Source organism: Streptomyces populi (assembly GCF_002911015.1).
Taxonomy (GTDB): domain Bacteria; phylum Actinomycetota; class Actinomycetes; order Streptomycetales; family Streptomycetaceae; genus Streptomyces; species Streptomyces populi.
The window spans coordinates 20,886-46,310 of sequence record NZ_KZ626851.1 but is presented as its reverse complement, the minus strand read 5'-3'; the positions used below and the strand labels follow the sequence as shown (position 1 = coordinate 46,310).

22 protein-coding genes are annotated in these 25,425 nt (G+C 70.5%); 6 read left to right on the top strand and 16 right to left on the bottom strand.

The annotated features are described in order from the left end of the window. Nucleotides 1-9: 9 nt before the first annotated feature. Entirely contained in the window at nucleotides 10-1,569 is a 1,560-nt protein-coding gene (locus tag CW362_RS09135) for a mucoidy inhibitor MuiA family protein (protein ID WP_103548868.1), read from the top strand. A gap of 73 nt (nucleotides 1,570-1,642) precedes the next feature. Here CW362_RS09135 and CW362_RS43225 read toward each other — a convergent pair whose 3' ends face one another. From CW362_RS43225 to CW362_RS09090, 10 genes are all read right to left on the bottom strand, one after another. Next, complete coding sequence (locus tag CW362_RS43225; protein WP_162684013.1) at nucleotides 1,643-1,804, bottom strand: hypothetical protein; 162 nt, start codon at nucleotides 1,802-1,804, stop codon at nucleotides 1,643-1,645. A gap of 24 nt (nucleotides 1,805-1,828) precedes the next feature. After that, nucleotides 1,829-2,362 carry a 2'-5' RNA ligase family protein gene (locus CW362_RS09130; protein ID WP_103548867.1) on the bottom strand — a complete coding sequence of 178 codons (534 nt, stop codon included), beginning with the start codon at nucleotides 2,360-2,362 and terminating at the stop codon, nucleotides 1,829-1,831. A 537-nt stretch (nucleotides 2,363-2,899) separates the two neighbouring features. Beyond that, entirely contained in the window at nucleotides 2,900-3,640 is a 741-nt protein-coding gene (locus CW362_RS09125) for a hypothetical protein (protein ID WP_162684012.1), read from the bottom strand. Nucleotides 3,641-4,034: 394 nt separating this feature from the next. Next, nucleotides 4,035-4,673, bottom strand: coding sequence for a TetR/AcrR family transcriptional regulator (locus tag CW362_RS09120; protein ID WP_103548865.1), 639 nt, complete (start codon nucleotides 4,671-4,673; stop codon nucleotides 4,035-4,037). A 64-nt stretch (nucleotides 4,674-4,737) separates the two neighbouring features. Continuing rightward, nucleotides 4,738-5,817, bottom strand: coding sequence for an alcohol dehydrogenase catalytic domain-containing protein (locus tag CW362_RS09115; protein WP_103548864.1), 1,080 nt, complete (start codon nucleotides 5,815-5,817; stop codon nucleotides 4,738-4,740). A gap of 198 nt (nucleotides 5,818-6,015) precedes the next feature. Next, nucleotides 6,016-7,485, bottom strand: a complete 1,470-nt coding sequence (locus CW362_RS09110; protein ID WP_103548863.1) for an aldehyde dehydrogenase — start codon at nucleotides 7,483-7,485, stop codon at nucleotides 6,016-6,018. Between the two features lie 162 nt (nucleotides 7,486-7,647). After that, a complete protein-coding gene (locus CW362_RS44385; protein WP_103548862.1) occupies nucleotides 7,648-8,226 on the bottom strand; it encodes a TetR/AcrR family transcriptional regulator in 579 nt (192 codons plus the stop codon). Nucleotides 8,227-8,382: 156 nt separating this feature from the next. Continuing rightward, on the bottom strand, nucleotides 8,383-8,793 hold the full coding sequence (locus tag CW362_RS09100) for a GntR family transcriptional regulator (RefSeq protein WP_103548861.1): 411 nt from the start codon (nucleotides 8,791-8,793) through the stop codon (nucleotides 8,383-8,385). Continuing rightward, nucleotides 8,786-9,586, bottom strand: a complete 801-nt coding sequence (locus CW362_RS09095) for a hypothetical protein (RefSeq protein WP_103548860.1) — start codon at nucleotides 9,584-9,586, stop codon at nucleotides 8,786-8,788. The genes CW362_RS09100 and CW362_RS09095 overlap by 8 nt, the downstream gene beginning before the upstream one ends. Nucleotides 9,587-9,872: 286 nt before the next feature. Further along, nucleotides 9,873-10,820 (bottom strand): M28 family metallopeptidase, encoded by a 948-nt coding sequence (locus CW362_RS09090; protein WP_103548859.1) that lies wholly within the window; start codon nucleotides 10,818-10,820, stop codon nucleotides 9,873-9,875. A gap of 610 nt (nucleotides 10,821-11,430) precedes the next feature. On the opposite strand from CW362_RS09090, the gene CW362_RS09085 reads away from it, so the two are divergent. The 4 genes from CW362_RS09085 (at nucleotide 11,431) to CW362_RS09070 (ending at nucleotide 17,794) form a co-directional block, all read left to right on the top strand. Next, nucleotides 11,431-12,042, top strand: a complete 612-nt coding sequence (locus tag CW362_RS09085; protein WP_103548858.1) for a hypothetical protein — start codon at nucleotides 11,431-11,433, stop codon at nucleotides 12,040-12,042. Then, nucleotides 12,042-14,351, top strand: coding sequence for a bifunctional serine/threonine-protein kinase/ABC transporter substrate-binding protein (locus CW362_RS09080; protein WP_103548857.1), 2,310 nt, complete (start codon nucleotides 12,042-12,044; stop codon nucleotides 14,349-14,351). Before CW362_RS09085 ends, CW362_RS09080 begins: the two co-directional genes overlap by 1 nt. Then, nucleotides 14,351-16,597 carry a bifunctional serine/threonine-protein kinase/ABC transporter substrate-binding protein gene (locus tag CW362_RS09075; protein WP_103548856.1) on the top strand — a complete coding sequence of 749 codons (2,247 nt, stop codon included), beginning with the start codon at nucleotides 14,351-14,353 and terminating at the stop codon, nucleotides 16,595-16,597. Before CW362_RS09080 ends, CW362_RS09075 begins: the two co-directional genes overlap by 1 nt. 180 nt (nucleotides 16,598-16,777) lie before the next feature. Continuing rightward, nucleotides 16,778-17,794 (top strand): DUF6215 domain-containing protein, encoded by a 1,017-nt coding sequence (locus CW362_RS09070; RefSeq protein ID WP_103548855.1) that lies wholly within the window; start codon nucleotides 16,778-16,780, stop codon nucleotides 17,792-17,794. Between the two features lie 133 nt (nucleotides 17,795-17,927). On the opposite strand, the gene CW362_RS09065 is transcribed toward CW362_RS09070, so the two are convergent. Next, nucleotides 17,928-19,208, bottom strand: a complete 1,281-nt coding sequence (locus tag CW362_RS09065; protein ID WP_103548854.1) for an MFS transporter — start codon at nucleotides 19,206-19,208, stop codon at nucleotides 17,928-17,930. Nucleotides 19,209-19,257: 49 nt separating this feature from the next. Next, a complete protein-coding gene (locus CW362_RS09060) occupies nucleotides 19,258-20,016 on the bottom strand; it encodes a GntR family transcriptional regulator (RefSeq protein WP_103548853.1) in 759 nt (252 codons plus the stop codon). Between the two features lie 400 nt (nucleotides 20,017-20,416). Between CW362_RS09060 and CW362_RS09055 the strand changes: the two genes are divergently transcribed. Beyond that, a complete protein-coding gene (locus CW362_RS09055) occupies nucleotides 20,417-20,902 on the top strand; it encodes a hypothetical protein (protein WP_240657728.1) in 486 nt (161 codons plus the stop codon). 57 nt (nucleotides 20,903-20,959) lie between these two features. On the opposite strand, the gene CW362_RS09050 is transcribed toward CW362_RS09055, so the two are convergent. The 4 genes from CW362_RS09050 to CW362_RS09035 form a co-directional block, all read right to left on the bottom strand. Further along, nucleotides 20,960-22,156, bottom strand: a complete 1,197-nt coding sequence (locus tag CW362_RS09050) for an ABC transporter ATP-binding protein (protein ID WP_103548852.1) — start codon at nucleotides 22,154-22,156, stop codon at nucleotides 20,960-20,962. A 38-nt stretch (nucleotides 22,157-22,194) separates the two neighbouring features. Continuing rightward, the gene (locus tag CW362_RS09045) at nucleotides 22,195-23,028 is read right to left on the bottom strand and encodes a carbohydrate ABC transporter permease (protein WP_103548851.1); all 834 of its coding nucleotides are present in this window, start codon (nucleotides 23,026-23,028) and stop codon (nucleotides 22,195-22,197) included. Further along, nucleotides 23,028-23,870 (bottom strand): carbohydrate ABC transporter permease, encoded by an 843-nt coding sequence (locus CW362_RS09040; RefSeq protein ID WP_103548939.1) that lies wholly within the window; start codon nucleotides 23,868-23,870, stop codon nucleotides 23,028-23,030. Before CW362_RS09040 ends, CW362_RS09045 begins: the two co-directional genes overlap by 1 nt. A gap of 95 nt (nucleotides 23,871-23,965) precedes the next feature. After that, nucleotides 23,966-25,237 (bottom strand): ABC transporter substrate-binding protein, encoded by a 1,272-nt coding sequence (locus tag CW362_RS09035; protein ID WP_206300904.1) that lies wholly within the window; start codon nucleotides 25,235-25,237, stop codon nucleotides 23,966-23,968. Nucleotides 25,238-25,425 lie beyond the last annotated feature (188 nt).

Here is a 25,425-nt window from a genome sequence, read left to right as displayed (position 1 = left end):
CCCACCCCCATGTCCACGGCACCGGAACCGATCCCCCTCCCCGTCACCGCGGTCACCTGCCTGGAGGACCGCGCCCACGTCGAGCGCACCACCGCGCTCGAGCTCGAGGCCGGAGTCCAGCGGCTGCGTCTGGGGCCCGTCAGCGCGCTGGTCGTCGACCGTACGCTCCACGCCGAGCTGACGGCCGAGCACCAGGCGACCGTGCTCGACGTGCGGATCGTCCGCAGCTGGACTCCGCGCGGGCCCCGGCCCGCTGACCACGACTCCGCCCTGCGCCACCGCGTGCACGCCCTCGAGGAGGACCTGCTCGCCCTGGGCCGGGAGCGCGACCGGCTCCAGACCCGGCTCGGCACGCTCGGCCGTCTCGCCGCCGATCTGCTGCGGGAGATCGGCGAAGGCGCCGGCTCCGGCGAGGCGGAAGGACCCCGCTGGACCCTCGAACTGAACCGTGTGGACGACGAGCGCGACTCCTACAGCGAGCAACTGCGCGCCCTGGAAGCCCGCTTGGTCTCCCGCACCGCCGAACTCGTCACGGCACGACAGGCCATGGGCCTCGCCGAGCAGGAACCCGCCGAACTGACCGGCCTCGTCGAACTGACGGTGGAGGCCGCGGTCGCCGGGCCGGCCGAACTGCGTTTGAGCCACCTCACCGCGTGCGCGCTGTGGCGGCCCTCCTACCGGGCCGTGCTCGACGGGGACCGTCTCACGCTGGAGACCGAGGCGACGGTCTGGCAGCGCACCGGCGAGGACTGGTCGGACGTACGGCTGACGCTGTCGACGGCCCGCTCCACGCCGGCCACCGATCCGCCCCGGCTGAGCGAGGACCGGCTCACGCTCCAGGACCGCTCCTCCGCGGAGCGCCGGACCGTCGACGTCGAGCTGCGCGAGGAGGAGATCGCGGACCTCGGTCCGGCCCCCGTGCTCGGCCTGCCGGGAGTGGACGACGGCGGCGAGGTACGGGTGCTGCACTCCCCCGCGCCGGTCGGCGTGCCCGCGGACGGCCGCGCCCACCGCGTGCCGCTCTCCTCCTTCACCACGACCGCGAGCAGCGAGTACGCCTGCGCACCTGAACTGTCCCCGTTGGTGACCCACGTGGTGCGGTTCGACAACCTGTCCGGCCACACCCTGCTCGCCGGCCCCGTCGACCTCGTCCTCGGCAGCCGGTTCAGCGGCCGCGGCACCCTGGACCTCACCGCTTCCGGTGCCCCCGTCGAACTCGCCTACGGCAGCCGCGACGACCACCGGGTCACCCGGCACACCGACGAGACCCGGGACACCGCCGCGATCAGCCAGCGCACCGTGCTCACCCGCACGGTCCGCGTGCACCTGTCCCGGTTCTCCACCCCCGACGAACACGACGAGCGGGTGATCGTCCTCCGTGAGCGGATTCCGGTCTCGGAGATCTCGGCGGTGCAGACCCGTCTGCGTGAAGAAGCCTGCTCCCCCGTCCCCGACACCGTCGACGCCGACGGCATCGCCCTCTGGAACCTCGTCCTCCCGCCCGGCGGCCGACGCACCGTCACCCTGGTCTACGAAGTGACGGCGAACGCCAAAGTCACCGGGCTCTGAAGCCTGGTGCCGGTTGTCGGAAGCGGCGCTGCCCGGTGGAGCCGCGTGCGCGTCGCGGGCGGCTCGGGAAGCCTCACGGGAGGCTCGCCGCCGATGGCCCCGGCGTGGACGTTCCGAGACGGTGGCGGTGCGGGAAGTCGGGGTCGGCGAGCAGGGCCGGATCTCCGTACCGCAGCAGCACGGCCGCGGTACCGATGAAGTGCGGGTCCAGAGCGTGGTCGCCGAGGGCAGACATGTCGGGCCGGCGGGCGGCGCCGTCTCAGGGACGGGGCTCCAGCATCTCCAGGGCGCCGGTCTCGGTGTCGTAGCTGCGCAGGGTGGTGAGCCGGACCGACAGCGGCGGCGCCGGCAGCAGTTCGGGGACCCGCCGGTCGGCGAAGGCGCCGGCCCGCCGGGAACGGCCGAGGGTGACGTGCGGGCTCCAGTGCGCGGGGGCGTGGAGAGGGTTGAGGGTCTCGGGCGGACTGTCGGAGGCCACCGCGTCCCACACCCGGTCGTGCAGGCCGGCCAGCGCGGAGTCGAGGTCGAGGCCCCAGGCCAGCACCGAGGTCGGCCGCTCGAAGCGGACCACGCCGGTGAATCGCACCGGCAGGGGCAGGGCTGCGGCCACCTCGGCCAGTTCCCAGCGGATCGGGGCGGTCAGCTCCGGGCAGGAGGCCAGGGTGAGGTGCGGGCTGTTGGTCGGTGAGCGGTGACGCGCCTGACTGGGCAGCCCCGCATCCGCCAGCCGTCGCCAGGCTTCCCGGACCGCGAGGTCCGCCTCCTCGTCCAGCAGGACCTCGACCGTGCGCACCGACGCAGCTTACCGGCGACGGCCTGCGTTCTTTGCCTCCCACCGGCAGGACCGTGACACCAGGAACGCGGCGGGGAGCGGCGCCGGGTCGGGAACCGGCCGAGGAATGCGGTCGACGTGCCCATGAGCGGGACCGCAGGAGGTTCGGGTCCGTCACGTAGTCGGTGGTGACGCCGGGTGCCTGTCGGCGGAGCAGGATGTGGTGGCGGAGAAGGTCGAATCCGACGCGTCCGTGCGTCTGTCTCACGATCCGTTCGGTGCGGGTGTTGACACCGACCGTCGGTGCCGCGGTCCTCGTCCAGCCCGTCGACGACGAGCACCGGTCGCTCCCCGCACGCCCGGCACACGGCCGCGGCCTCGTTGAGCTTGGCCGGCGGATGCGCGTCGCGGGTCGCCTCGGTCAGCGGCGGAGGCACCGGCCGCCCGAGCGGTGCGGGGGTCTGTTCCAGCACGGCTTCCGCGAAGGTGACCCGATCGTCCTGGCGGGCGAAGCGGGCGGTGACGAAGAACAGGGCGTCGGAGCAGGTGAACAGGTGCTCACTGCTGGGGAATTCTCGGCGCTTCGTCCTGCGGTCCTCGGACACGGGTGAGCAGGCGGTCGACGGCGGGACGCAGGTTCGCGGACGGTGCGGTGGACGTCCAGGTCTGCACCCCCACCGGTCGGCCACCGTCCCGTTCGATGCCCTGTACCAGAAACGCCAAGTCCTCCTGGTGCAGCGTGCCGTTGACGAACAAGTACGCGGCGCAGTCCGTCTCCCGCGCCCGCCGTACGAAGCTTTCCAAGGACGTCTGCGCGACGTGACCGGAAGTGTCCAGCGCGTATGCGGCGAAGACACCGATCCTGACGTCGTCGGGCTGCGCCACCAGGACGGCAAGCGGCTCGCCGAGCCCGGCGGCGAAATGGTGTTCCACCCGCTCGTTGTCGGCGTGCGCCGCCTCCACGGCCTCCAGGACGCGGTTCTCGAAGACGTTTATCTCCAGTGCGTGAACTTCCGGGTCCCGGTCCGCTCCCGGGTTCAGCTTCTTCAGCAGGTCCAACGTGGCCTGGGCCTGCTCGTTCAGCCCGGCGCGGGCCTGTTCGGCCGCCTGCCTGCGCAGCTCCGCCATCGTGATCTCCCAGTCCCCGATACGCACGCTCTCGATGGTGCGGCCGCTCACGGCCATCAGCAGGAACAAGCCGCCCAGTGCGGTCAAGGTGACGCTGCCCGCCTGATTCTTCGAGACGAAGACCGCCGTCCCGCCGGCCGCAGCGAGCAGGCTCCCGATCAGCCCGGTCACGGGCCGCTCCCACCGGGCGAGCCGTCCCAAGCGGATGGGACGGGCCCCGCTCCGTGCGCGTGCGGAACTCTCCGTCTCTCCTGCCATACAGGGATCCTAGAGGGCCTCCATCCCGACCGGCGATCGATCCGCCTCAACTCCTCATTTCACGAGCCGAGTTGGGATCGGACTCCGTGAAGGACAGTCGAGCGGAAGCGGCCGGTTCCGCGGTCGGGTTCCGGCGAGGCTCGCCCGCCACCCGGCCTGCGGCGTATCGGGACTGCCGCACCGAGCGGGCCCACGCGGCGGTGACGGGGGCCTGGCGCACGGCACTCGCCCGGCCGGGAGAGCCCGCCGCACGGGCCGACCGGCCTCACCTGGTCACCATCGGCGTCGAGCGGGTACGCGCGGGTGCTCACGCGCCCGCCGGGTCGTACTCCTCGAAGATCAGCACGAGCCGCTCGCGCATCCGTGACCATTCGCCTTCGAGGTCGCTCTCGCTCAGGCCCAGGGCTCGGGCGGTGAGGAGCAGGCCCCGCATGGCGCTGATGGTGGTCATGAGCGCGGCGTCGAAGCCCGGTCTGTCGGCGACGATTCCCACGAGGCGGCGGACGGCGTCGTCGAGCGCCGCGTTCAGGTCGCCGTCGAACTTCCGCAGCGCGGACCGCAGTTCCTCGTCGCCGCGGGCGCCCGCGATCAGTTCCAGGCACGCGGCGTACTCGCGGCTGCGCTTGAGGCTCCACAGGGTGTCCAGGGCCCGTGCGATACGTCCCTCGTCGGGCCCGTCGGTGATCAGGTCGAGGTGCAGCGGCACCCGCTCCCGGTAGCGTTCCACGAGGTGGTCCAGCGTCGCCTCGACGAGGGCCAGCTTCGTCGGGAAGTGGTGCACGAGCCGGCCCCGTGAGACTCCGGCCGCCTCGCCGACCGCGAGTGTGGAGAACTGGGCGTAGCCCTGCTCGGCGAGCACCCCCACCGTCGCGTCGAGAAGGAGCTCGCGGGTGTCCAGCGCGCGCTGCTGCACGCGTCGGCGGCGGGGTGGGGGCTGCTCTGGCATGCGGAGATCCTACGGCGCACGCGGGGTGCGCCGTGGAAACGTCCTTTCCGTCCGTCCGGGCCGGTCAGGCGTTGGTGAGCATGACACGCAGGGACTCGCCGCTGCGCATCAGGTCGATGGCCTGGTTGACGTCGGCGAGGGGCATGCGGTGCGTGACGAGGGCCTCCAGGTCGATGCGGCCGGCCCGGATCAGGTTGATGACGCGGCCGTAGGTGCGGGTCACGTCGTCGCCGCCGTAGATGGACGGCACGATGCGCTTGGCGCTCGCGAAGAGCTCCAGCAGGTTCACCGGCATCATGTCCTGGGCACCGCCGACTCCGACGAGGCAGACGGTGCCGCCGCGGCGGGCTGCCTCGTAGGCGGAGCGGACCGTGGCCGGGCGGCCGACGGCCTCGATGACGTGGTCGAAGCCGAAGCCGGCGGTGATGTCCCGTACGGCGTCGGGCAGTTCGTCCGGGGAGACGGCGGCGGTGGCGCCGAGGTCGAGGGCCCACCGACGGCGCCCGGCGACCGGGTCGACGGCGACGACATGGGCCGCGCCCGCCGCCTTGGCGCCCATGACGGCGCTGATGCCGACGCCACCGCAGCCGATGACGGCGACGCTCTCGCCCGCCTTGACGTCGCAGGAGTTGATGGCGGCGCCGAGCCCGGTGGTGACGCCGCAGCCGATGAGCGCGGCGGCCTCGTAGGAGACGTCGTCGGGGAACGGAGCGGCGAATCCGGCCTCCAGGACGACCTCCTCGGCGAAGGTGCCCGCGCCCATGAACCGGAAGAAGTCGGTGCCGCGGGAGCGGAACGCGGGGATGCCGACGGCGGCGACACCGGCCATGCAGAGGTTGGACTCGCCGCGGTGGCAGTACGCGCATGTGCCGCAGGAGGGACGCCAGTTGACGATGACGCGATCGCCGGGCCCGACATGGGTGACGCCTTCGCCGACCTCCAGGACCTCGCCCGCGCCCTCGTGGCCGAGGACCATCGGGACGGCGTTGGGGATGATGCCCTTCATCCCGGACAGGTCGGACTGGCACAGACCGGTGGCCTTGATGGCGACGCGGACCTTTCCGGGACCGAAGCCGATGGTCTCGACGTCGTCGCGGACCTCGAGCTTGTCCTGCCCGAGTTCGGTCATCAGGGCAGCGAGCATGGTGACTCCTTGTGGAGGGGTGGAGGGCCGGTGGCGTGATCGGCGTCACCGGCGGGCGGGAGAGTGAGGGAGACGGCCGGGGCCCGGCCTGCGAAGCGAGCGGCCCGCGTGGGCGCCCGCGGCGATGCCCCGTCGGGGTCCGGCCGGCCGTGGGCACCGGGGGATGTGCGACGGCCGGCCGGGGCGATGTGCCGCGGGTCAGGCGGCGGGCAGGGCGATGGCCTTCTGTTCCAGGTACGCGGTCAGTCCCGCGACCCCGAACTCGCGGCCGATGCCGGAGTTCTTGTAGCCGCCGAACGGCGCGGTGAGGTCGATGGAGAACCCGTTGACGGTGAAGGTGCCCGTGCGGATCCGGCGGGCGATGTCCAGGCCGTGTTCGACGTCGGCCGTGATCACCGCGCCGGAGAGGCCGAAGTCCGAGTCGTCGGCGATTTCGACGGCCTCGTCCTCGGTGTCGTAGGGCATGAGGCAGACGACCGGCCCGAAGATCTCCTCGCGGGCGATGCGCATGGTGTTGGTGACGTCGCCGAAGAGCGTGGGCTCGACGTACGCGCCCGCCTCCAGCCCTTCCGGGACACCGCCGCCGAGCAGGAGGGTGGCGCCCTCTTCCTTGCCGATGCGGATGTAGTCGAGGTTGCGCGCCTGCTGGCGCCCGGAGACGAGGGGCCCGACCTGGGTTTCCTCCTTCAGCGGGTCGCCGACCGCGAGTGCGGCGACCGCTTCGGTGATCGCGGCGGCGAGCTCCTCGTAGCGGCTGCTCGGGAGCAGGACGCGGGTGAGGGCGACACAGGCCTGGCCGTTGTTCAGGAACGAGCCGGTCAGGACGGTGCGTACGACGTCGTCGGTGGCCGCGTCCGGCAGGACGATCGCGGCGGACTTGCCGCCGAGTTCGAGGGTGACGCGGGTGAGGTTGCGCGCGGCGACCTCCATGACCCGCTTGCCCGCGCCGACGGAGCCGGTGAAGGCGACCTTGTCGACGCCGGCGTGCCCGACGAGGTACTCACTGACCTCCCGGTCGGCGGGCAGCACGCTCAGGACGCCCTCGGGCAGCCCGGCTTCGGCGGCGATCTCGGCGAACAGGAAGGCGTCCAGCGGGGTCTCGGGCGACGGCTTGAGCACCACGGTGCAGCCGGCGGCGAGCGCCGGGGCCAGCTTGGAGGCGGCCGTGAACTGGGGCACGTTCCACGGCACGATCGCGGCGACGACACCGACCGGCTCCCGGCGCACGACCAGCGGGGACCGCATGCCCTGCTTCCGTTCCTCGAACGGGAAGGCGGCGGCGGCCTGCGCGGTGACGGCGAAGTGACCGATGGCACCCATCACCTGGTTCGTCAGCGACCAGGAGATCGGGGAACCGTTCTGCCGGGTGATGAGCTCGGCGAACTCCCGTGCCCGGGCGCTCATCAGCTTCGTGATGCGGCCCATGACCTCGACGCGTTCGCCGACCGTCATCCGGGGCCAGGGCCCGTGGTCGAACGCCTCGCGGGCGGCGGCGACGGCCCGGTCCACGTCCTCGGTGGAGGCGTGCGGGACGCGGCCGACGAGGTGACCGTCGTGCGGGGAGACGACCTCGATGACGTCCGTGCCGGCCGGGTTCTCCCAGTGGCCGCCGATGAAGAGTCGGGTGTGCTCCACGAGTTCCGTGGACGCGGTATCCCCTGCGGACATGGCATCTCCTCGACTGTTCGCCCCGGCTCCGGGGCGTCCGTACGGCCGGCGTCTGCGCCGACCCGTTAAACATACAGCGCTGACCGTTTTTCTCAACCTATGCGGTCAACACTGACTGTTTTTTGGACGAAACTCCGAGCCGACCGCCCGGAGGACCCACCGCTACCCGCGTACCGCCTTGCGCACGGAGCGCGGCCGGTACTCCACCACGGTCAGCGCCAGCGACACGTACCGCTCGACGAGCTCCTCGGGAGTGACCTCGCCGTCGACCCGGTACCACTGGGCGATGGCGTTGCACATGGCGATGACGGCGCGCCGGGCGTCGTCCGGATAGGGCGTCAGGAACACCCCGTCGGCCACACCCCGCTCGATCACCTCACGGAACTGCCGCGTTCCGCGCTCCTCGTTCTTGCGGTAGCGCGCGAGGGGTTCGGGCTCCAGGCTGCGCCCCTCGGTGAGGACGATGCTGCTCTTGACGGGGTGCTCGATCCGGAACCGGACCGTGGCCGCGACCAGCGCCTCCAGCCGTTCGGCCGGATCGTCCCCGGCCTCCCGCAGCGCGGATTCGCAGGCGCCGAAGTAGGCGTCGAGACCGTCGTCGAGGATCGCGACGAGGAGTTCCTGCTTGCCCTTGTAGTAGTAGTACAGGGCGGAGAGGCTGACCCCGGCCCGCTTGGCGATGTTCCGGATGGACGTCGCGCTGTATCCCTGCTCGGAGAACTCCTCGCGAGCGGCCTCGATGGTCGAACATTCGTTAAGTTACGAGCCGCCGCCCCCCCCCCTGTCCACCCTCCCCCCACTGTGATCCACCACGCATCCCGGGACGGGTCTACGCCGCGACCGGCACAGGCCCACACCGCGAACCGGTGCGGGCCGACGCCACGAGAGCCGCCGGCCTCATACGGAACCGGGACGAGAAGGCTGGGCGCGGTCCGGGTCCAGGGCGTCCCGGACAGCGGCCAGGATCGCCTCGGTGTCGGCGCCCAGCGCGCGGGCGGAGGACGTGAAGTCACGTGCGAGGGTCGCGAGTTGGGGGGCATAGGAGCGGGTCGGCCCGGCCGGGGGCGCCGCGACCCGGGAGCCCGCCCCGCGACGGGTGCGGATCAGCTCGGCGGCCTCCAGTTCGCGGTAGGCACGGGCCACGGTGCCTGGCGCGAGGCCGAGGTCCGTGGCCAGCTGGCGCACGGTCGGCAGCCGGTCGCCCTCGACGAGCCGCCCGGTGAGGATCAGCGCGCCGAGCTGGGCGCGGATCTGCGCGTACGGCGGTACCTGGCTGGTGGTGTCGACGCGGACGGCGGGCTCATTCATTGTCGGGGAGCTCCTCCGCCGCCTCGTCGTCGACGGCCCGGGGAACCACCAGGGTGACCAGGGACCAGACGACGGTGAACAGGTTCAGCAGGGCCAGGGGGTAGAACACCCAGAAGGTGAGCGCGCCCATCGCACCGGCGCAGCCCGTGTCCGTCAGCGAGACGGAGACCATCAGCACGGCGTACAGCTGCTGGCTCGACACCAGCAGACCCCAGGCCCCGGTCACCGCCCACGCGCGGTCGCGCCGCTGCTGCTCCCCGCCCGGCCCGTGGGCGATGCGGCGCAGGGCCCACACGCAGGTGGGAGTGGCTATGGCGAGCGCGCCGAACATCGGGAGGCTGTAGTACAGACCGGGCCAGGGGCCCAGGGACGCCCGCATCCCGTTGCAGGTGACGACGACGACCTTCCCCGTGGTGAAGATGCGGTCGGGGTCGACGGAGGCCGTGACGGCCGCGATCGCCAGCAGCACGGTGAGCGAGATCCCCTGAAGGGCGATCAGGGGGCCCATGCGCGGTGGCACATGGTCTCTGACCAGGCGCGGGGCGAGACTCGCGGTGCGTACCACGTCCTGGGGGACCAGGGTCAGCGCGTCGGCGAGAAGGACGCCCGCCACCGCACACAGGCCGAAAGCCGTGATGCAGAACACGACGCGCTGCTCGAACTCGACGTCCCCCAGCGTGGACAGCGCCTGTGCGGCGATGACGCCGATGGCCAGACCGGACCAGCGGGCGTAATGGTCGGCGTGCTCGAGGAAGCGGCGCTGGAACGGGGCGGCGTCGAGCGTGTCGAGCATGGAGAGGTCCCCTCAGATCATCTTGTACCAAGCAGCAGGTACAAGATGCCGTGGGCGGGATCTTGTGTCAAATACTCAGTACAAGCTGACGAGAAGAGAGACGGATTCCGGCGCGAGGAGGTTCCTTCGTGGCGCGGAGAGGACCAACTCCGGCCTCTCCCCCTCTCTTTGTCCTGCTGGACACGGCAGAGCGCGGGTACGGGCCCGTCGGCCCCTACCCGCACTCACGGAACGGCTCACGGGGACCGACGGCCCACCGTGCGGATGGCCTACGGCCGGAACGCGTCTACGCCGACAACTGCCACACCGCGTACGCCAACGCGTCCGCGTTCCGGTCCAGCGCGGTGTCGTTGATGTTCGACGACGTGTCGCACGAGGAGTGGTAGCAGGCGTCGAAGGCCTTGCCCGCGGTGCCGCCCCACTTGGCGGCCTGGGCGGACGTCTTGATGTAGTCGGCGCCGCTGAACAGGCCGCCGACGGGGATGCCCGCGCTCTTGAAGGGCGCGTGGTCCGAGCGTCCGTCACCCTCGGTCTCGATCTCCGTGGAGACACCGATCCCGGTGAAGTACGTCTTGAAGGTCTTCTCGATGGTCGGGTCGTCGTCGTAGACGAAGTATCCCGGGTTCGGCGAGCCGATCATGTCGAAGTTCAGGTAGCCACTGATCTTCGAACGGTTCGCGGTGGTGAGGCTGTTGACGTAGTAGCGCGATCCCACCATGCCCAGCTCCTCCGCGCCCCACCAGGCGAACCGGAGGTGCTTCGTGGGCTGGTAACCGGCCCGGGCCACCGCGAGTGCCGTCTCCAGCACGGCCGCCGAACCGGAGCCGTTGTCGTTGATGCCGGGGCCCGCGGTCACGCTGTCCAGGTGGGAGCCGGCCATGACGACCTGGCTCGTGTTGCCGCCGGGCCAGTCGGCGATCAGGTTGTAGCCGGTGCGGCCGCCGGAGGTGAACTGCTGGACGGTCGTGGTGAACCCGGCCGCGTCCAGCTTGGCCTTGACGTAGTCGAGGGACGCCTTGTAACCGGCACGGCCGTGCGCGCGGTTGCCGCCGTTGGCGGTGGCGATGGACTGGAGCTGGGCGAGGTGGGCCTTGACGTTGGCCACGGGCAGGTCGGGTGCGGCGGCCGCCGCCGCGGGGGCGGGGGCCGCCCCGGCTATGGAACCGCCGGTGAGCAGCGTGGCGGCGGCGACGACAGCGGTCGCCGAGGCACGCCCAGGAATGGAGAGCTTCATGTGGGGGGCTCCGAATTCCAGGAAACCCGCCGGAGTTCCCACGAGGGGGCGTGAGGTGTCCGGGGATTCCACGGTGAGTGGGGTGCCTGGATGGTGAAGGTGGGACTGACATACCGTCAAGAGCAGTATTCGGTCAGGCACGTTCGTATACCGGATAGCCTCCGGGTATCGACTCCGTCCGGCACCGGCGCGGAAGGGCACCACCCGACGCGCGACAGTCGTCAGGGTCCCCCGAACCCTCGCATCCGACGCGCGCCGACCCGGCTCGTCCCCCCGTTCGTGCAACCGCCCGCCCGCTCCTCGCGTCCGTCAGTAAGATCACCACAAGCGAGCCGGTGCTCGCGAGCGAGGGGGAACGGGGATGAGCAACGGCAACACCGTTGTGCACAGAAGCAATTGGCCTTGGCGGGTCGCCGCGTCGGTCGCCGCGGCGACCGTGGTGCTCGGCGGCTGTAGTTCCGAGGGCGGCGACAAAGCGGCCGGACCGAGCTCTTCGGCACCTTCGAAATCCGCCGCGGCCGCGTCCGGCTCTCCTTCGGCCGCGGCGTCCGCGTCCGCCTCAGGGGGTGACGCGTCGCCGGGCACCCCGTTCAAGGCGGACCCCGCCAAGGTGCCCGGGACGAGGAGCCGGGCCGAGGCCCTGGCGGCGGCCGTCGCGCTGAAGCCGCAGGGATGGGGCGCGGGTTTCCGGGCGCAGCAGCAGGCCGCGAGCACCCCGGGCACCGTCGCCCTGCTGGACGAACAGTGCCGGTGGGAACGGCGCGCGCTGCCCAAGGGCGTCCTGGCCTCCCTCTCCCGCTACAGCGAGATTCCCGCCGCCGGCGGCAAGGGTGAGATCAAGGTGAGCGCGGCGGTCACCGTGCACACCACCGTGCGCAATGCCGACGAGCAGCTGGCCGCCACCTTGGAGGAGCCGTTGCGCTGCCGGCAGCAGCAGGTCCGTACCGACGAGTGGATCTCGGGACTCATCTCGAACGCCACTCCCTACGGCCAGGGCAACAACACCTATTCCGACGACCAGGTCGTGGAAATGGGCAAGTACCTCACCGGGAAACGCGAGCAGACCTACTACTGGCACGTCACCCGGCTCGGCACGGTGACGCTGGCCGTGTCGGTGAAGGGCGCCAAGGGCTACTCGAACAACGAGTTGGCGAAGTACGCGTCGGAGGCCGACGCCGCGATGCTCATCCGCCTGGAGTCCGAGCTCGGAGGAAACAGCTGATGGAACCGCTGCGTTCGTCGGATCCCGCGCGTATCGCGGACCATCGTCTGCTCGGCCGGCTCGGCGCCGGAGGCATGGGCGTCGTGTACCTGGCACGCTCGCAGGGCGGCGCGCTGGTCGCGCTGAAGGTACTGCTCGCCGAGTACGCCGAGGAGCCGGGCTTCAAGGACCGGTTCCGCCGTGAGGTCGAGGTCGCCCGGCGGGTCGACAGTCCCTCGGTGGTGCCACTGGTGGACGCCGACCCGGACGCCGAATCGCCCTGGCTGGCGACGGCGTTCGTGCCCGGACCGTCACTGGCCGAGGCCGTGACCGCGTACGGGCCACTGTCCGAGCGCGGTCTGCGGCTGCTCGGCACCCGGCTGGCCGAGGCGCTGGGCGAGGTGCACCGGGCCGGGCTGGTCCACCGGGACCTGAAGCCGGGCAATGTGCTGATCGCCCATGACGGACCGCGGCTCATCGACTTCGGCATCGCCCGCGCGCCGGAGGACCGGACGCTCACGGCGACCGGGGTGGTGGTCGGCACACCCGGCTATCTGTCTCCCGAGCAGGCCGAGGGGCGGGTCGGGGACGGCATCGGGCCGGCGAGCGACGTGTTCTCGCTCGGCTGTGTCCTGGCGTTCGCGGCGACCGGCCGGGCGCCGTTCGGCAGCGGGGCGGTCGACGCCCTGCTGTTCCGGGCCGTCCACGACCCGGCGGACCTCGAGGGGGTGCCGGCGTGGCTGCGCGACGTGCTGGACCGCTGTCTGGAGAAGGATCCCGCCCGGCGGCCGGACGCCGGTGAGCTGGTACGGGAGCTGACCGCCGACGGCACCGCCCGGGACGGACGTGCGTCCGACGCCGCACCGCAGGACCAAGGGGCGCCCGAGGCCGCACCGCGGGACGAAGGGGCCGACGGCTGGCTGCCCGAGCCGGTCACCCGACTGATAGCCGAGCGCTCGGCCGCCGCGCTCGCGCTGCCGGACATCGAGCACACGCTGGCGCCGTCCGACGCGCCGGCCACTCCCGACCCGGCGGAGCCCGACACGCACGGGACGTCCGCCCCGGCAGAGGCCGACACGCGTGAGACGTCCGGACCGGCGGATCCTCAGGACTCCCGCCCGGCGAGCCGTCGCCGTTTCCTGCTGCTCGCCGGCGGGGCCGTGGCACTGGCGGCGGGCGGGGGCGGGGCCTGGTGGGCGGCCACCCGCGACGACGGTTCGGACGGCGACCACAGTGCCGCCGCGTCCTCGCACCGGCCGGTGCACACCATCGCTCTGCACGGCGACCTCAGCGGCCCGCAGCGGGACACGGGCCGGGCCCAGGAGCGCGGACTGCGGCTCGCGGTCGCGGAGTTCAACGCGCGGAGTGACGCGCCGTTCACCGTGAAGGTCAAGACCGTCGACGACGGGGGCGATCCGGTGGCCTCGGCCCGGCTCGCCGCGCAGCTCACCGCCGATCCGTCGGTCCTCGCCGTGGTCGGCCCGACCACCGACGAGACCGCGCAGACGGCGCTCGCGAAGTACGACGCCGGTCTGCTGCCGGTCGTCGGCGTGTCTCCCGGCTCGGCCTTCCTGACCTACCAGGGGTTCCGCCCGTTCCTGAGCGCACGGCTGCCCGACGCGGTGCTGCCCCTCTACGCGAGCGCCTACCTGCGCGGCCAAGCTCGATCGCGCAAGATCGGCATCGTCGTCGACCGCCCGGCCGGCAGCTACGGGACGACTCTGGCCAGTACCCTCAGCAACGACCTCAACAAGATCCCGTACCCGTCCGTGCCGGAAGTGGTCAGCGCGATGCGCCGCGACTTCGGCAGCGCGGTGGGCACGGTGCTCTCCGCAGGCGCCGACTCCGTGTTCTTCGCCGGTCTGCCCGACCGGGGGGCGCTGATCGCCGCGACGCTGCGGGAACGCTCCTTCAAGGGTGCGCGGGTGTCCGGTCCGGCACTGCTGGACGAACGGTTCCTGACGCAGGCCCGGGAAGACGCCGAGGGCTGGGTGATGGTGGCCCCGGTCATCGACGCGACCCGCAAGCCCGAGGCCCGGAAGTTCGCCGCCGCCTACCGCGAGCGCTTCGAGGAGGCGCCGCCCCGGTACGCGGCGGAGGCCTACGACGTGACCGGGATGCTGCTCAAGGCGCTGGCCGGGCTGCCCTCGAAGAGCCGCACCCGGCAGAACCTGCTCACGACCGTGCAGGGCGGGAAGTACAAGGGCATCACGAGGACGTTCGCCTTCGACAAGTACGGCGCCATGGCCATCGACAGCACCGGCGGCTTCCTCTGGCGGGTGGACAAGGGTGCCTTCGTGTACGACGGCCCCGCGCCGCTGACCGCCTGATGGAGCACCTGCGGGCCGGCGACCCGTCCCGGATCGGCCGTTACCGTCTGCTGCGGCGGCTGGGCGCCGGCGGCATGGGCGTGGTCTTCCTCGCCCGTGCGCCGGGCGGGGCGATCGCCGCGGTGAAGACGGTCCGGTCCTCGTACGCCGACGAGGGCGGGTTCCGGGCCCGTTTCCGCCGTGAGGTCGAGACCGCCCGGCAGGTCAGCAGCCGCTGGGTGGTGCCGCTGCTGGACGCGGACGCCGACGCGGAGACACCGTGGCTGGCGACGTCGTACGTGCCGGGGCCCTCGCTCGCCGAGGCTGTGGACACCTTCGGGCCGCTGTCGCTCGCTTCCGTACGGGTGCTGGGCGTGCGGCTCTCCGAGGCGCTCGAGGCGGTGCACGAGGCCGGTCTCGTGCACCGCGACGTGAAGCCGGCGAACATCCTGCTGGCCCCGGACGGACCACGTCTCATCGACTTCGGTATCGCCCGCGCGCCGGAGGGCACCGCGCTCACCTCCAGCGGCGTGGTCGTCGGCTCGCCCGGCTTCCTGTCGCCCGAGCAGGCGCGGGCGCGGAGCGGCGAGATCGGCCCGCCCAGCGACGTGTTCTCGCTGGGGTGCGTGCTGGCGTTCGCCGCGACCGGGGTGCGGCCGTTCGGCGGCGGCGCGGCGGCGGGGGTGCTGCTGCGCACGGTCTACGAGGAGCCCGATCCGGCGTCGTTCCCGGACGGTCTGACGCCCCTGCTGAGCGCCTGTCTGCACAAGGAACCGGCCGACCGGCCGAGCCTCGCCCGACTCCGTGCGGCGCTCGGGGAGGGAACGGCGGGCGACTCCGCCGAGCCCTCCGGCTGGCTGCCCGCGCCGGTCACCCGGCTCATCAACGACCGGTCCGCCGCCGTGCTCACCATCGGCTCGATCGAGCCGACCCAGGTGTCCGCGTCGGCACCGTCGGACACGGCGGACACCGCGGGCACGGCAGGCAAGGCGTCGCCGGAGGCCGTGACGATGACGGCCGTCACCGCCACCTGTCCCACCGGGGGCACCGTCGGCCGACGTGGCTTCCTGCGCCTCGGCTCGACGGCGGGACTCCTCGCGGCGGGCGGTGGCGGAGCCTGGTGGTGGAACACCCGGGCGAAGCCGGGAACGCCCACGCCGTCCGGGACCGGCCGTCCCCGCCCCGAACTGGTCGTGGCGTTCCACGGCGATCTGACCGGCGCGAGCAAGGAGAGCGGGAAGGCCCAGCTCAACGGTGCCCGGCTGGCCGTCGAACAGTTCGAGGCGCGGAGCGACCGGCCTTTCCGGCTGAAGCTGCGGACGTACGACGACGGCGGCGACACCGGGCGCGCCAAAGAACTGGCCGCCCGGCTGGCGAAGGACACGAAGGTGCTCGCCGTACTGGGCCCCACGACGGACGCCTGCTTCAGCGCCACCGAGAGGACGTACACCGAGGCGGCGATGCCCGTCGTGTCCGTCTCGGTGGGCGCCGAGACCCTGAGTTCGTCGTTCGGCTCGAAGTTTTTCCACTGCCATGCGGCGTTGCACGTCACGTACGGACTTCTCGCCGCCCCCTGTGTCCGCTACCTCAGCCACCACGTCGACGCCCGTCGGGTGTTCCTCGTGGACGACCGGGCACAGGGCGACTTCGCCTGGACCGTGTGCGACCAGGCCGAGCGGGCACTGCGGCAGAGCGGCCGGGACACCACGGTGAAACGTGTGGCCGCCGGGAGGATCGACTACGCGTCGCTCGCCGCCGAGGCGAGGTCCGTCCGCGCGGACGCGGTCGTCTTCACCGGCGACGCGCCCCGGGCCGCCGGGTTCGCGTCGGCGCTGACCGCCGCCCGGTTCACCGGCACCCGGCTGGCGACGGAACGCGCGCTCGACCCGCGGTTCCTCGAAACGGCTGGCGCCGCCGCACAGGACTGGGTCTTCGCCACCTCCTTCACCGACCCGGCGGCCCGTGCCTCCGCCCGCGCTTTCACGGCCGCCTACCGCGCCCGCTTCCACGCCGACCCCGGCTGGTACGCGGCGGAGGCCTACGACGCCGTGATGTTCCTGGCCGAGGCCTGCGACAAGAACGGCACCGTGCTGAGGGAACGGGGCGCGATCGCCCGCCGGATGCCCGAAATCACGTATCGGGGCATCACTCGCACGGTCAAGTACGAGTCGGGGTTCGGCTACAGCCGCGACGCGATGTTCGAGTTCCAGGTCGTCGACGGCGCGTTCCGGTACCTGGGGCAGTACCTGGACGCCGCGGTGTCGTGAAGCGGGGCGGCCGTTGTGCGTTCCGGCGGTGCGTGCGTCCCGCCACGAACACCGGTCCGGCCCCGAAACCGCGTGCAGTCGGCCGGCTTTCGGCACACGACCCGTTCGCGGATCCTGCGCATCCCCGGAACTGTGGCTTCCATCACGGCGGATGTGATCATGGCCTGATCAAATCGTAGGATGCTCGGTATCATCCTGCGCCTCCTGCCGTTCTGGGTCCGCGAGCCCCTGCTCATCGTGGTCGGGTCCGTTTTCGGCGTACGCATCATGTATCTCGCCGTCCATGACAGCGATTGGGTGCCGGCCGGTATCGGCACGGTGTTCCTCGTGTTCACCGCGATACGAATCCACATGGTGGTCCGGGCCCTGCGCGCACGCCGGAACCCGAGTCCGGCGGCCTCCACGAACGGGTCTGCGGCCGATGCCGCTCCCCAGCCTCAGCCTCAGCCTCAGCCTCAGAACGTGCCCGGACCGCGTCCCGGTCCTGGCACTCCGAAGAAGGATCACAACGCATGGGGCCAGGCCGTCGCGGCCGTGGCCGTGTTCGGGGCGATCGGGGCCACGTTGTGGCTGGCCCCGGACTTCACGCCGTCCGACGTCAACACCTCGCAGCCCGCCTCGTGTTCGGACGGAACACACGAGAAGCTCCCGAAGGTCTACACGCACACGCCCCGGCCCGTGACCGGTGAAGAACTGTGCAAGGCGCTCAACCGACCGGACCTGGCCGAGCTTCTCGGAACATCCGGAGAGACCGCGACCACTGCTTCCGGCAGCAACAACACCGCTGCGCTGACCGACGGGAAGGTCGCCGAGCCGGAGGCCCAGGTCGCGTTCGACACGTACACCGTGAACGTCTCGGCCACTTACAACGACCTGACGACCGACCAGTACGTGAAGCTGATGAAGTTCGGGGACGAGCAGAACATCAAGACCCTCACGGTTCTCGGACGGCCCGCCGTCCTCTTCTCGGACCACACCATGAAGCTCGAGATCAACCTCGGGAGCGGCGGATCCGGCGGACCGGTCCAGCAAGGCCCCCTGGCGAGAACACTGTCCGTGGCCCTGGACCGTCATGACCGGGGCGGCTACTGCGACATCACCGTGTGGAGCGAGTCCGGAGCCCTCCCGAACGACAACGCTCTCCTCCACATCGCCGAGAAGGTTCTTCCGGGGATCCCCGAGCGGCCTGCCCGCTGAGACGCCGACAGCGTTTCGACGAGAAGGCCGGCCCGGTCTCGCCTCCGACTGATCACCGACGAGCCCGATCTCATCGCCGTCGCAGTCGGCGCTTTCACAGCGGTCGGCGCAATCGATCGTGCGGAGGATCGCGTCAGGGGTTCGGTGATCCCGCCTTCAAGGGCTGCCCCGTGCACTTCTCCGCGGGCAAGGTGCGCGTTGTCCGAAGCGGCGAGAGGAGGGCGGGAAGGACACTCAGCGTCATACCGGCGGCACCGATCCACAAAGTGCCTGTCGCCCCGAGCACAGAGCCTGATGCTCCGCCCAGAAGCCCGCCGAGAGGCACTCCGCTCCAGGAGACGAATCGAGCTGTCGCGCTCGTCCGGCCCAGAAGCCGGTCCGGCGTCAGGGCCTGCTGGAAGCTCGATTGAGCCACCACGCGGACGACTCCCCCCAGTGAGAGAGCCGCGAGTCCGATCGCGGCCACGTACACGCTCCATCCCGTTCGCGCCAACGGCATGAGAGCGGTCAACGGACAGGTGGCCAGTGACGTGAGCCAGATGACCGGGCCCTGTCCGACCCGCCCGGAGACCTTGGTCGCCACCAGTGCGCCCAGCAGCGCACCACAACCCATTCCCGACAGGACGAGGCCGATGCCGAAGGGCTGAAGTCCCATCTCCCGGTCCAAGAAGACCAGCAGCATGGTTTGATACACGACCAGAAAGAGGTTGAATATCGCATCACCCAGCATGATCGCACGCAGGGAAGGGTGTTTGACGACGAACTTCAGCCCCTCCCTGATTTCCCGGACCAATCGAGGACGCCCATTCGGCTCCGGTTTCCGTTCGTGTTTCCGAATGGTGATCGCGAGCAGCCCCGACATGGCCATTCCGATCGAGCTCGCCAGGAGCGTCACAGGAGCTCCGACCAGGCCGACCAGTGGTCCCGCCACCGTCGGCCCACCGATACTGGTCACCGAGCGCACGGCCGAAAGTTTTGAATTCCCCTCCATGAGATTGCCGCGCCCCACCAAGTGCGGGAGATAGCTGGCGTACGCGACGTCGAAGAAAACAGTCAGCACTCCATGGACGAGAGCGACCGTGTAGAGCCACCAGATGGTGAGAAGTCCCGCCCACCACGCCATCGGTATCGCCATGAGAACCAGCGCGCGGGCGAGATCGGTACCGATCATCACCGACCGCTTCCGCATGCGTTCCACCCACGCGCCCGCCGGCAGCCCGACCAGGAGCGATCCTGCCGTGGTCATCGCGGTCAGCGATCCCACCTGGAACTCATCGGCGTGCAGTGCCGTGATGGCGACCAGGGGCAGAGCCAGAAAGACGATGCGATCGCCCAGCTGACCAAGCGCAGTGGCAGCGAGCAACCGCCCGAAGTCCCGGTCGCGCAAGAGACCGAGCCGGGAGGATTTTTTCATGGAACACCCTGTTGTCGGACTTGCAATGCGTCTCCCATGGGTCCAACGACTACGGTCGGTCGACCCCGAACTCGTAGACCACTTCCCGGCGCGCGTCCGGAATGACCATGTCGGCCGTTTCCACCGGACGCCCGTCCGTGTCGAAGATGGTCCGCTCGATCTGAAGCACGAGGTCCCCCACGCCGATCCCCAGGAGGTTCGCCTGTGCCTGGGTGGCACGAGCCGGGCGCGGCACCTCGGCCACGGTCGAGATGACCACGCCGATGGAACGCATGCGCTCGGCCACCCCCTTTCCCGCCAGAGGGCCCATCTCGGGCAGCACGACCGGCGTTCCGTCCGTGACGGCCATCGGCTCCCAGGATTCGGAAAGCTGGACGGGCTGCCCGTCGGCGAGGAATTCGTAGTGTGTTCGGACGCAGAGGTCCCCTGGGCTGATGGCGAGCCGCTCGGCGATCGCCTCGGGGGCGGGGACGCGCGCCTGACTGTGTGCGTCCCAGGCATCGGCCCTGCCCCGCTCCCTGCTGTCGGGCCGGAGAGGAGAGCCCTCCCGGCGCTCGCGGTGGCGCGAGCGGACCAGCCGCAGGCGCTCGCGCGGCATGCGGACGTAGGTGCCCGAACCGGCGCGTCCTTCGAGGAGACCGTCGACGATCAGACGGTCCACGGCCCTGTGCACGACGTTGCGTCCGACCCCGTACTCCACGGCGAGCCGTGCCCGGGACGGCAGCCGCTCCCCGATCGCCCACTCTTTCCCGAGAATCCGTGCGCGCAGCATGTCGGCCACTGCGAGGTACGGCGCCGCTCGGGGCATGGATGATCCTCCGGTTGCTCTGCTCTGCGCCGGCCGGTCGTCCCCAGGGCGCGTTGGCAAGCTACTGCACCGGCAAGAAGCTGCTGGAGTAGAAATACGCTCCGGGATCACGCCCCTGCTGCCGGGGCTCCCCAGGGGGTTGCACAGCCCTCGGTCACGACCGGGCGAGTTGCGCCTCGCTGCGCTCGAACCGACTCCGGTACCGGCGCGCGAAGTCGTGCCCGGTCGGCACGGTCCCGCCGTCCGCCGGCCTCAGGCCCTCCCGGGCGGCGCCCCGGTGCGGGCCCGTCATCACCGGAGGTACACCGCACCGGCATGGGGGTTCCCTTCGGCCTTCCCCTTCGGGATCTTGGAGGTAATCCGCTGTCCTGTCGGAGTGGCTCTTCCATAAGATCGCGCCATGACTGCCGACACCCCGCTCACCCGAGAGTCGTTCCGGCGCCTCAAGCCGATCAGCACGCCCCGGCCGGTGTCCCGGTTGCCGGACCGTGTCTGGACCGACGGGGACTGGGACCGGATCCGGCACGGATACGCGGCCCGGGACATGGACGAGAAGTGGAACGTCTTCACCGAAGGCGATGTCGTTCTCATGCACCGGAGTTGGACCGGTCACTGCGTCTACGAGGTGACCTTCGTCCCCGCGGCCGGTGGGGGGAGGAGGATCGCCTCCGCCGTGGCCGAGGCCGACGGGGAGCGCCGTCGGAACATGGGCGACGAGTACGACTGCCTGATGATGGAGCTCATCATCAGCGCGATCGTCCTCGGTGAGCCCGCCGCCGAACTCCGTGCCGGCCTCGTCGAGTTGGCTGCCAGGGCTTCGGGAAGAAGCGATCTTCCCTCGGGCCTGGTGGAGCACAGCGTTCTGGGGTCGCGTTCCGGATCGTGAGTCCCGCGGCCCGGAGGGTACGGGGAGAACCGCCGCGGCCGAGTCCGCTCCTGCCGGTCAGTCGGCGGGCTCCTCGGACAGCGTCAGGTTGGCTCCGGAGGCCGGGTCGAAGACGTGCATCTTGGTCGTGTCCACCCAGAGTTCGGCCCGGCTGCCCTCACGCACCTGTGTCGAGGCGTTGAGACGGGTGACGATCTGGTGCCCGCCCGCGCCGGTGTCGGCCGTCCCCGAGTCGGCCGCGAGTTCGGCGAGTTCGGAGGTGGCGGTGGGCTGCCACTCGTCCTCGGTGAAATAGGCGTAGACATCGGATCCCAGGGATTCGACCACGTCGATGTCCACGCCGAAGGTCGTACCCGATCCGATCTTGCCCCGGTCCACCAGGGCTGCGTCCTCGAAGGCTTCCGGGCGCAGCCCCACGATCAGGTCCCGGGGGGCGTCGTGCCGCTCGAGGGCGCGGCGCAGTCGGTCGCCGAGGCCGAGGTCGCCCACCGACGTGCGCAGGCGGCCTTCCTCCAGTGTGGCGTGCAGGAAGTTCATCGCGGGCGATCCGATGAACCCGGCGACGAAGAGGTTCTCCGGCTGGTCGTAGAGGTGCTGCGGGGTCCCGATCTGTTGCACGACTCCGCCGCGCATCACCACCACCCGGTCCCCCAGCGTCATGGCTTCGGTCTGGTCGTGGGTGACGTAGATCGTGGTGCTGCCCAGGCGTTGCTGGAGGCGGGAGATCTGGGTGCGCATCTGGACCCGGAGCTTCGCGTCCAGGTTGGACAGCGGCTCGTCCATCAAGAAGGCCTTGGGATCGCGCACGATGGCCCGCCCCATGGCCACGCGTTGGCGCTGGCCGCCGGAGAGGTTGGCGGGCTTGCGGTCCAGGTGTTCGGTCAGGTCGAGGATGCGGGCGGCCTCTTCGACCTTCTCCCGGATGGTCGCCTTGTCCACTTTGGCCAGCCGGAGCGCGAAGCCCATGTTGTCGCGCACGCTCATGTGCGGGTAGAGGGCGTAGCTCTGGAAGACCATGGCGATGTCGCGGTCCTTCGGAGTCTTGTCGTTGACGACCTGTCCGTCGATCCGAAGGGTTCCCTCGGTGATGTCCTCCAGCCCCGCGATCATGTTGAGGGTGGTGGACTTGCCGCAGCCGGAGGGGCCGACGAGGATGACGAACTCGCCGTCCCCGACACTGAGGTTGACGTCCTTCACCGCCACCGCACCATCGGGGTAGCGCTTGGTGATGCCTTCGAGAACGATCTCTGCCACGGTCGGTCCTTCTTGTCCTGACGAACGGCTGCCGCCGGTCAGCCCTTGACGGCTCCGGAGGTGAGCCCGGCCACGATGCGCCGCTGGAAGAGCAGCACGAAGACGATGATGGGGATGGTGATCACCACGGCGGCGGCGGCGATCGAACCGGTGGGCTGGGCGAACTGACTGCTTCCGGTGAAGAAGGCGATGGCCGCCGGCACGGTCCGGGCCGCCGAGGTCGAGGTCAGCGAGATCGCGAAGAGGAAGTCGTTCCAGCAGAAGATGAACACCAGGATCGCCGTGGTGAACACTCCCGGTGCCGCGAGCGGAGCGATCACCAGCCGGAACGCCTGCGCCGGGGTGGCGCCGTCCACCTTGGCCGCCTTCTCCAGGTCCCAGGGGATCTCCCGGAAGAAGGCCGACAGGGTGTAGATGGCGAGCGGCAGGGAGAAGGTCATGTACGGGATGATCAAACCGGTCCAGGTGTCGAAGATGCCGATGATCCGCTCGATGTTGAACAAGGGCGAGACCAACGAGATCGGGGGGAACATGGCGATCAGCAGCGACATCCCGATCAGCAGGCTCTTGCCGGGAAAGCGGAGCCTGGCCACGGCGTAGGCCGCCATGGTGCCCAGCACGACCGCGATCACCGTGGAGATGAGGGCGATGCCGATGGAGTTGATCAGTGCGCGGGTGAACTCGGAGGTCTGGAAGATCCCGCGGTAGTTCTCCCACGTCCAGTCGGTCGGGATGAAGTTGCCGTCGGTGAGGGTGCTGGGCTCCTTGAAGGACAGGGCGATGATCCACCAGACCGGGAACAGGGCGTAGGCGATCACGAGGATGTTGACCACGGCCCACTGCGACACGCGTCGTCGTCCGGTGGCGGACATCAGCGTCCCCCTTCCTGGGCACCGGGAGCGGCTGCCCCGAAGAGTTTGATGAAGGCGAAGGCGATCAACGCCACGCACAGGAAGATGAGTACGGAGATGGCCGAGCCGATGCCGAGGTTGAGCGCGGTGAAGAGGTTGTCGTAGCCCAGGATGGACACCGAGCCGGTGCCGTGCGCGCCGGAGGTGAGGATGTAGATGTTGTCGAAGATCCGGAAGGCGTCCAGGGTGCGGAAGAGCAGGGCGACCAGGATGGCCGGCTTCATCAGGGGCACGGTCACCAGGAAGAAGCGCTGCCAGGCTCCGGCTCCGTCCACCTGGGCCGCGCGCAGCGTCTCCTCCGGCACCAGGGCGAGGCCGGCGAGCAGCAGCAGGGCCATGAAGGGCGTGGTCTTCCACACCTCGGCCAGGATGATCAGACCGATGGCGGGCCAGTGTTCGGTGAGGGGCGCGGAACCCGAGGGCAGGAGAGCGGCCAGGTAGCCGGTGTCCGGGGTCCAGGCGTACTGCCAGGAGTAGGCGGCGACCACGGTGACGATGCCGTACGGGACCAGGATGGCGGTGCGAACCGTCCCGCGGCCGAAGATCGCACGGTGCATGACCAGCGCTAGGGCGAATCCGAGGACGAGTTCCACGGCCACGGAGACCAGGGTGATGAACACCGTCACCCACAGGGCCTCCCACCAGAACTCGGAGGACAGTACCGCGCCGTAGTTGCTGAGGCCGACGAATTCCGCTTGTTGCGGGAACCGCAGGTCGTATCGCTGGAGCGAGAGGTAGACGGCGTAGACGATGGGATAGGCGGTGACGGCGAGCATGACGATCACGGCGGGCGCGCACAGCATCCAGCCCAGCCGGCGCTCCTGCCGGGCCCCTTCGGACAGGGGGCGGTTGCCTTTGGGCGCCTGTGCGTCCTGCGGAGCGGTCGGAGCCGACTGGGTCACGGGATCAGCCCCTTCGAGGCGAGGGCGTCCTTGATCTGGTCACCGATCTTCTGCACGTCCGGCCTGGGGTCGATCCCGTTCGGCGGGGACAGGGTGTGCGAGATCGCGATGGACACGTTCTGGTACGCGGGGGTCTTGGGCCGGATGCTGGCGTTCTCCAGGGAGGCCAGAACGGTGGAGGCGAAGGGGTAGTTCTTGACCAGGGAGGGGTCCGAGTAGAGCGGGCGGAGCGTGGGCGGGAGGCCTCCCTTGAGTGCCGCGGTCAACTGGTTCTGCCGGTTCCGCAGGCACAGCGCCGCCTCGAAGGCGAAGTCGGAGTGACGGGAGTAGGCGCCGACGGCCAGGTCGATGCCGCCGATCGTGGGCTTGGCCGGCCTGCCCCTTTCGACCGCCGGGTAGGGCGCCCACCGGAACTGCTTGAAGAGCTCGGGGTTGTTCGCCTTCATCGAGGGATACACGAAGGGATAGTTGAGCTCGAAAGCCGCGCTGCCGGACTCCATGGCCAGGCGGTTCTGGTCCTCCATCTGGTTGGACAGGGACGGGTCGGCCGCGGCCGAGGTGGCCAGCGCCTTCATGACGGAGGCCGCGCGCACGGCGGGCGGGCCCAACGAGGGAGCCGTGGCGGTGGCGTTCAGGATGGAACCGCCCGCACTCTCCACCAGCGTGTTGAACCAGACCGTGAGTCCTTCGTACTGGGCGCCCTGGATCTCCACGTAGTGCGGCTTGCCCTGCTTCGCCAGACGTCCGGCCATCAGGAGCATCTCGGCCCACGTCTCGGGCGGCTCGGGCACCAGGTCCTTGCGGTACCAGAGCAGCTGGGTGTTCGTGTTGTACGGGACGGCGTACAGCCGGCCCTTCCACGTGGCCGTCCGCAGCGGAACCTCCAGGGTGTCCCGCATGGCCGTGGTGCGATTGCTCCCGGTCCACGGCAGGATCCATTTGGCTTCCGCGAACTCGGCGGGCCAGGTGACGTCCAGCCCGATGATGTCGACCGTGTCGTCCTTGGCGGCCAGCCGACGCACCAGTTGCTGGCGCTGTCCGTCCGCGGTGCGGGGCAGCTTGTTGTAGCTGATCCGGTAACGCCCGCCGGACTGCTTGGAACAGACACTGGCCGCACTGGCCAACGCACCTGAATCGTCAGGGAAGTTGTACCAGTTGAGCGTGACCGGCCCACCGCCCCCGCCACCGCAGCCGGCCAGCGGAGCCGCCGACAGGCACAGGGCGAGCAGGATCCGCGGGAGGCCCCGGACACCGAACAGACGCGCCACCCGCACACTCCTTCCTGACCAGGACCGAGAATCCGGACAGAACGAACGAAACGTCGAATGCGCGACACATTAAGTCCGCGCCCGGCCTCACGCCCGCACGCCTCACCGATGATCATCCGATCGGCCGCCCGGAGCGCGGCGCACACCTCACAGCCGAGGCGGTCCGCGGCCGGCGGATTCACAGTCGC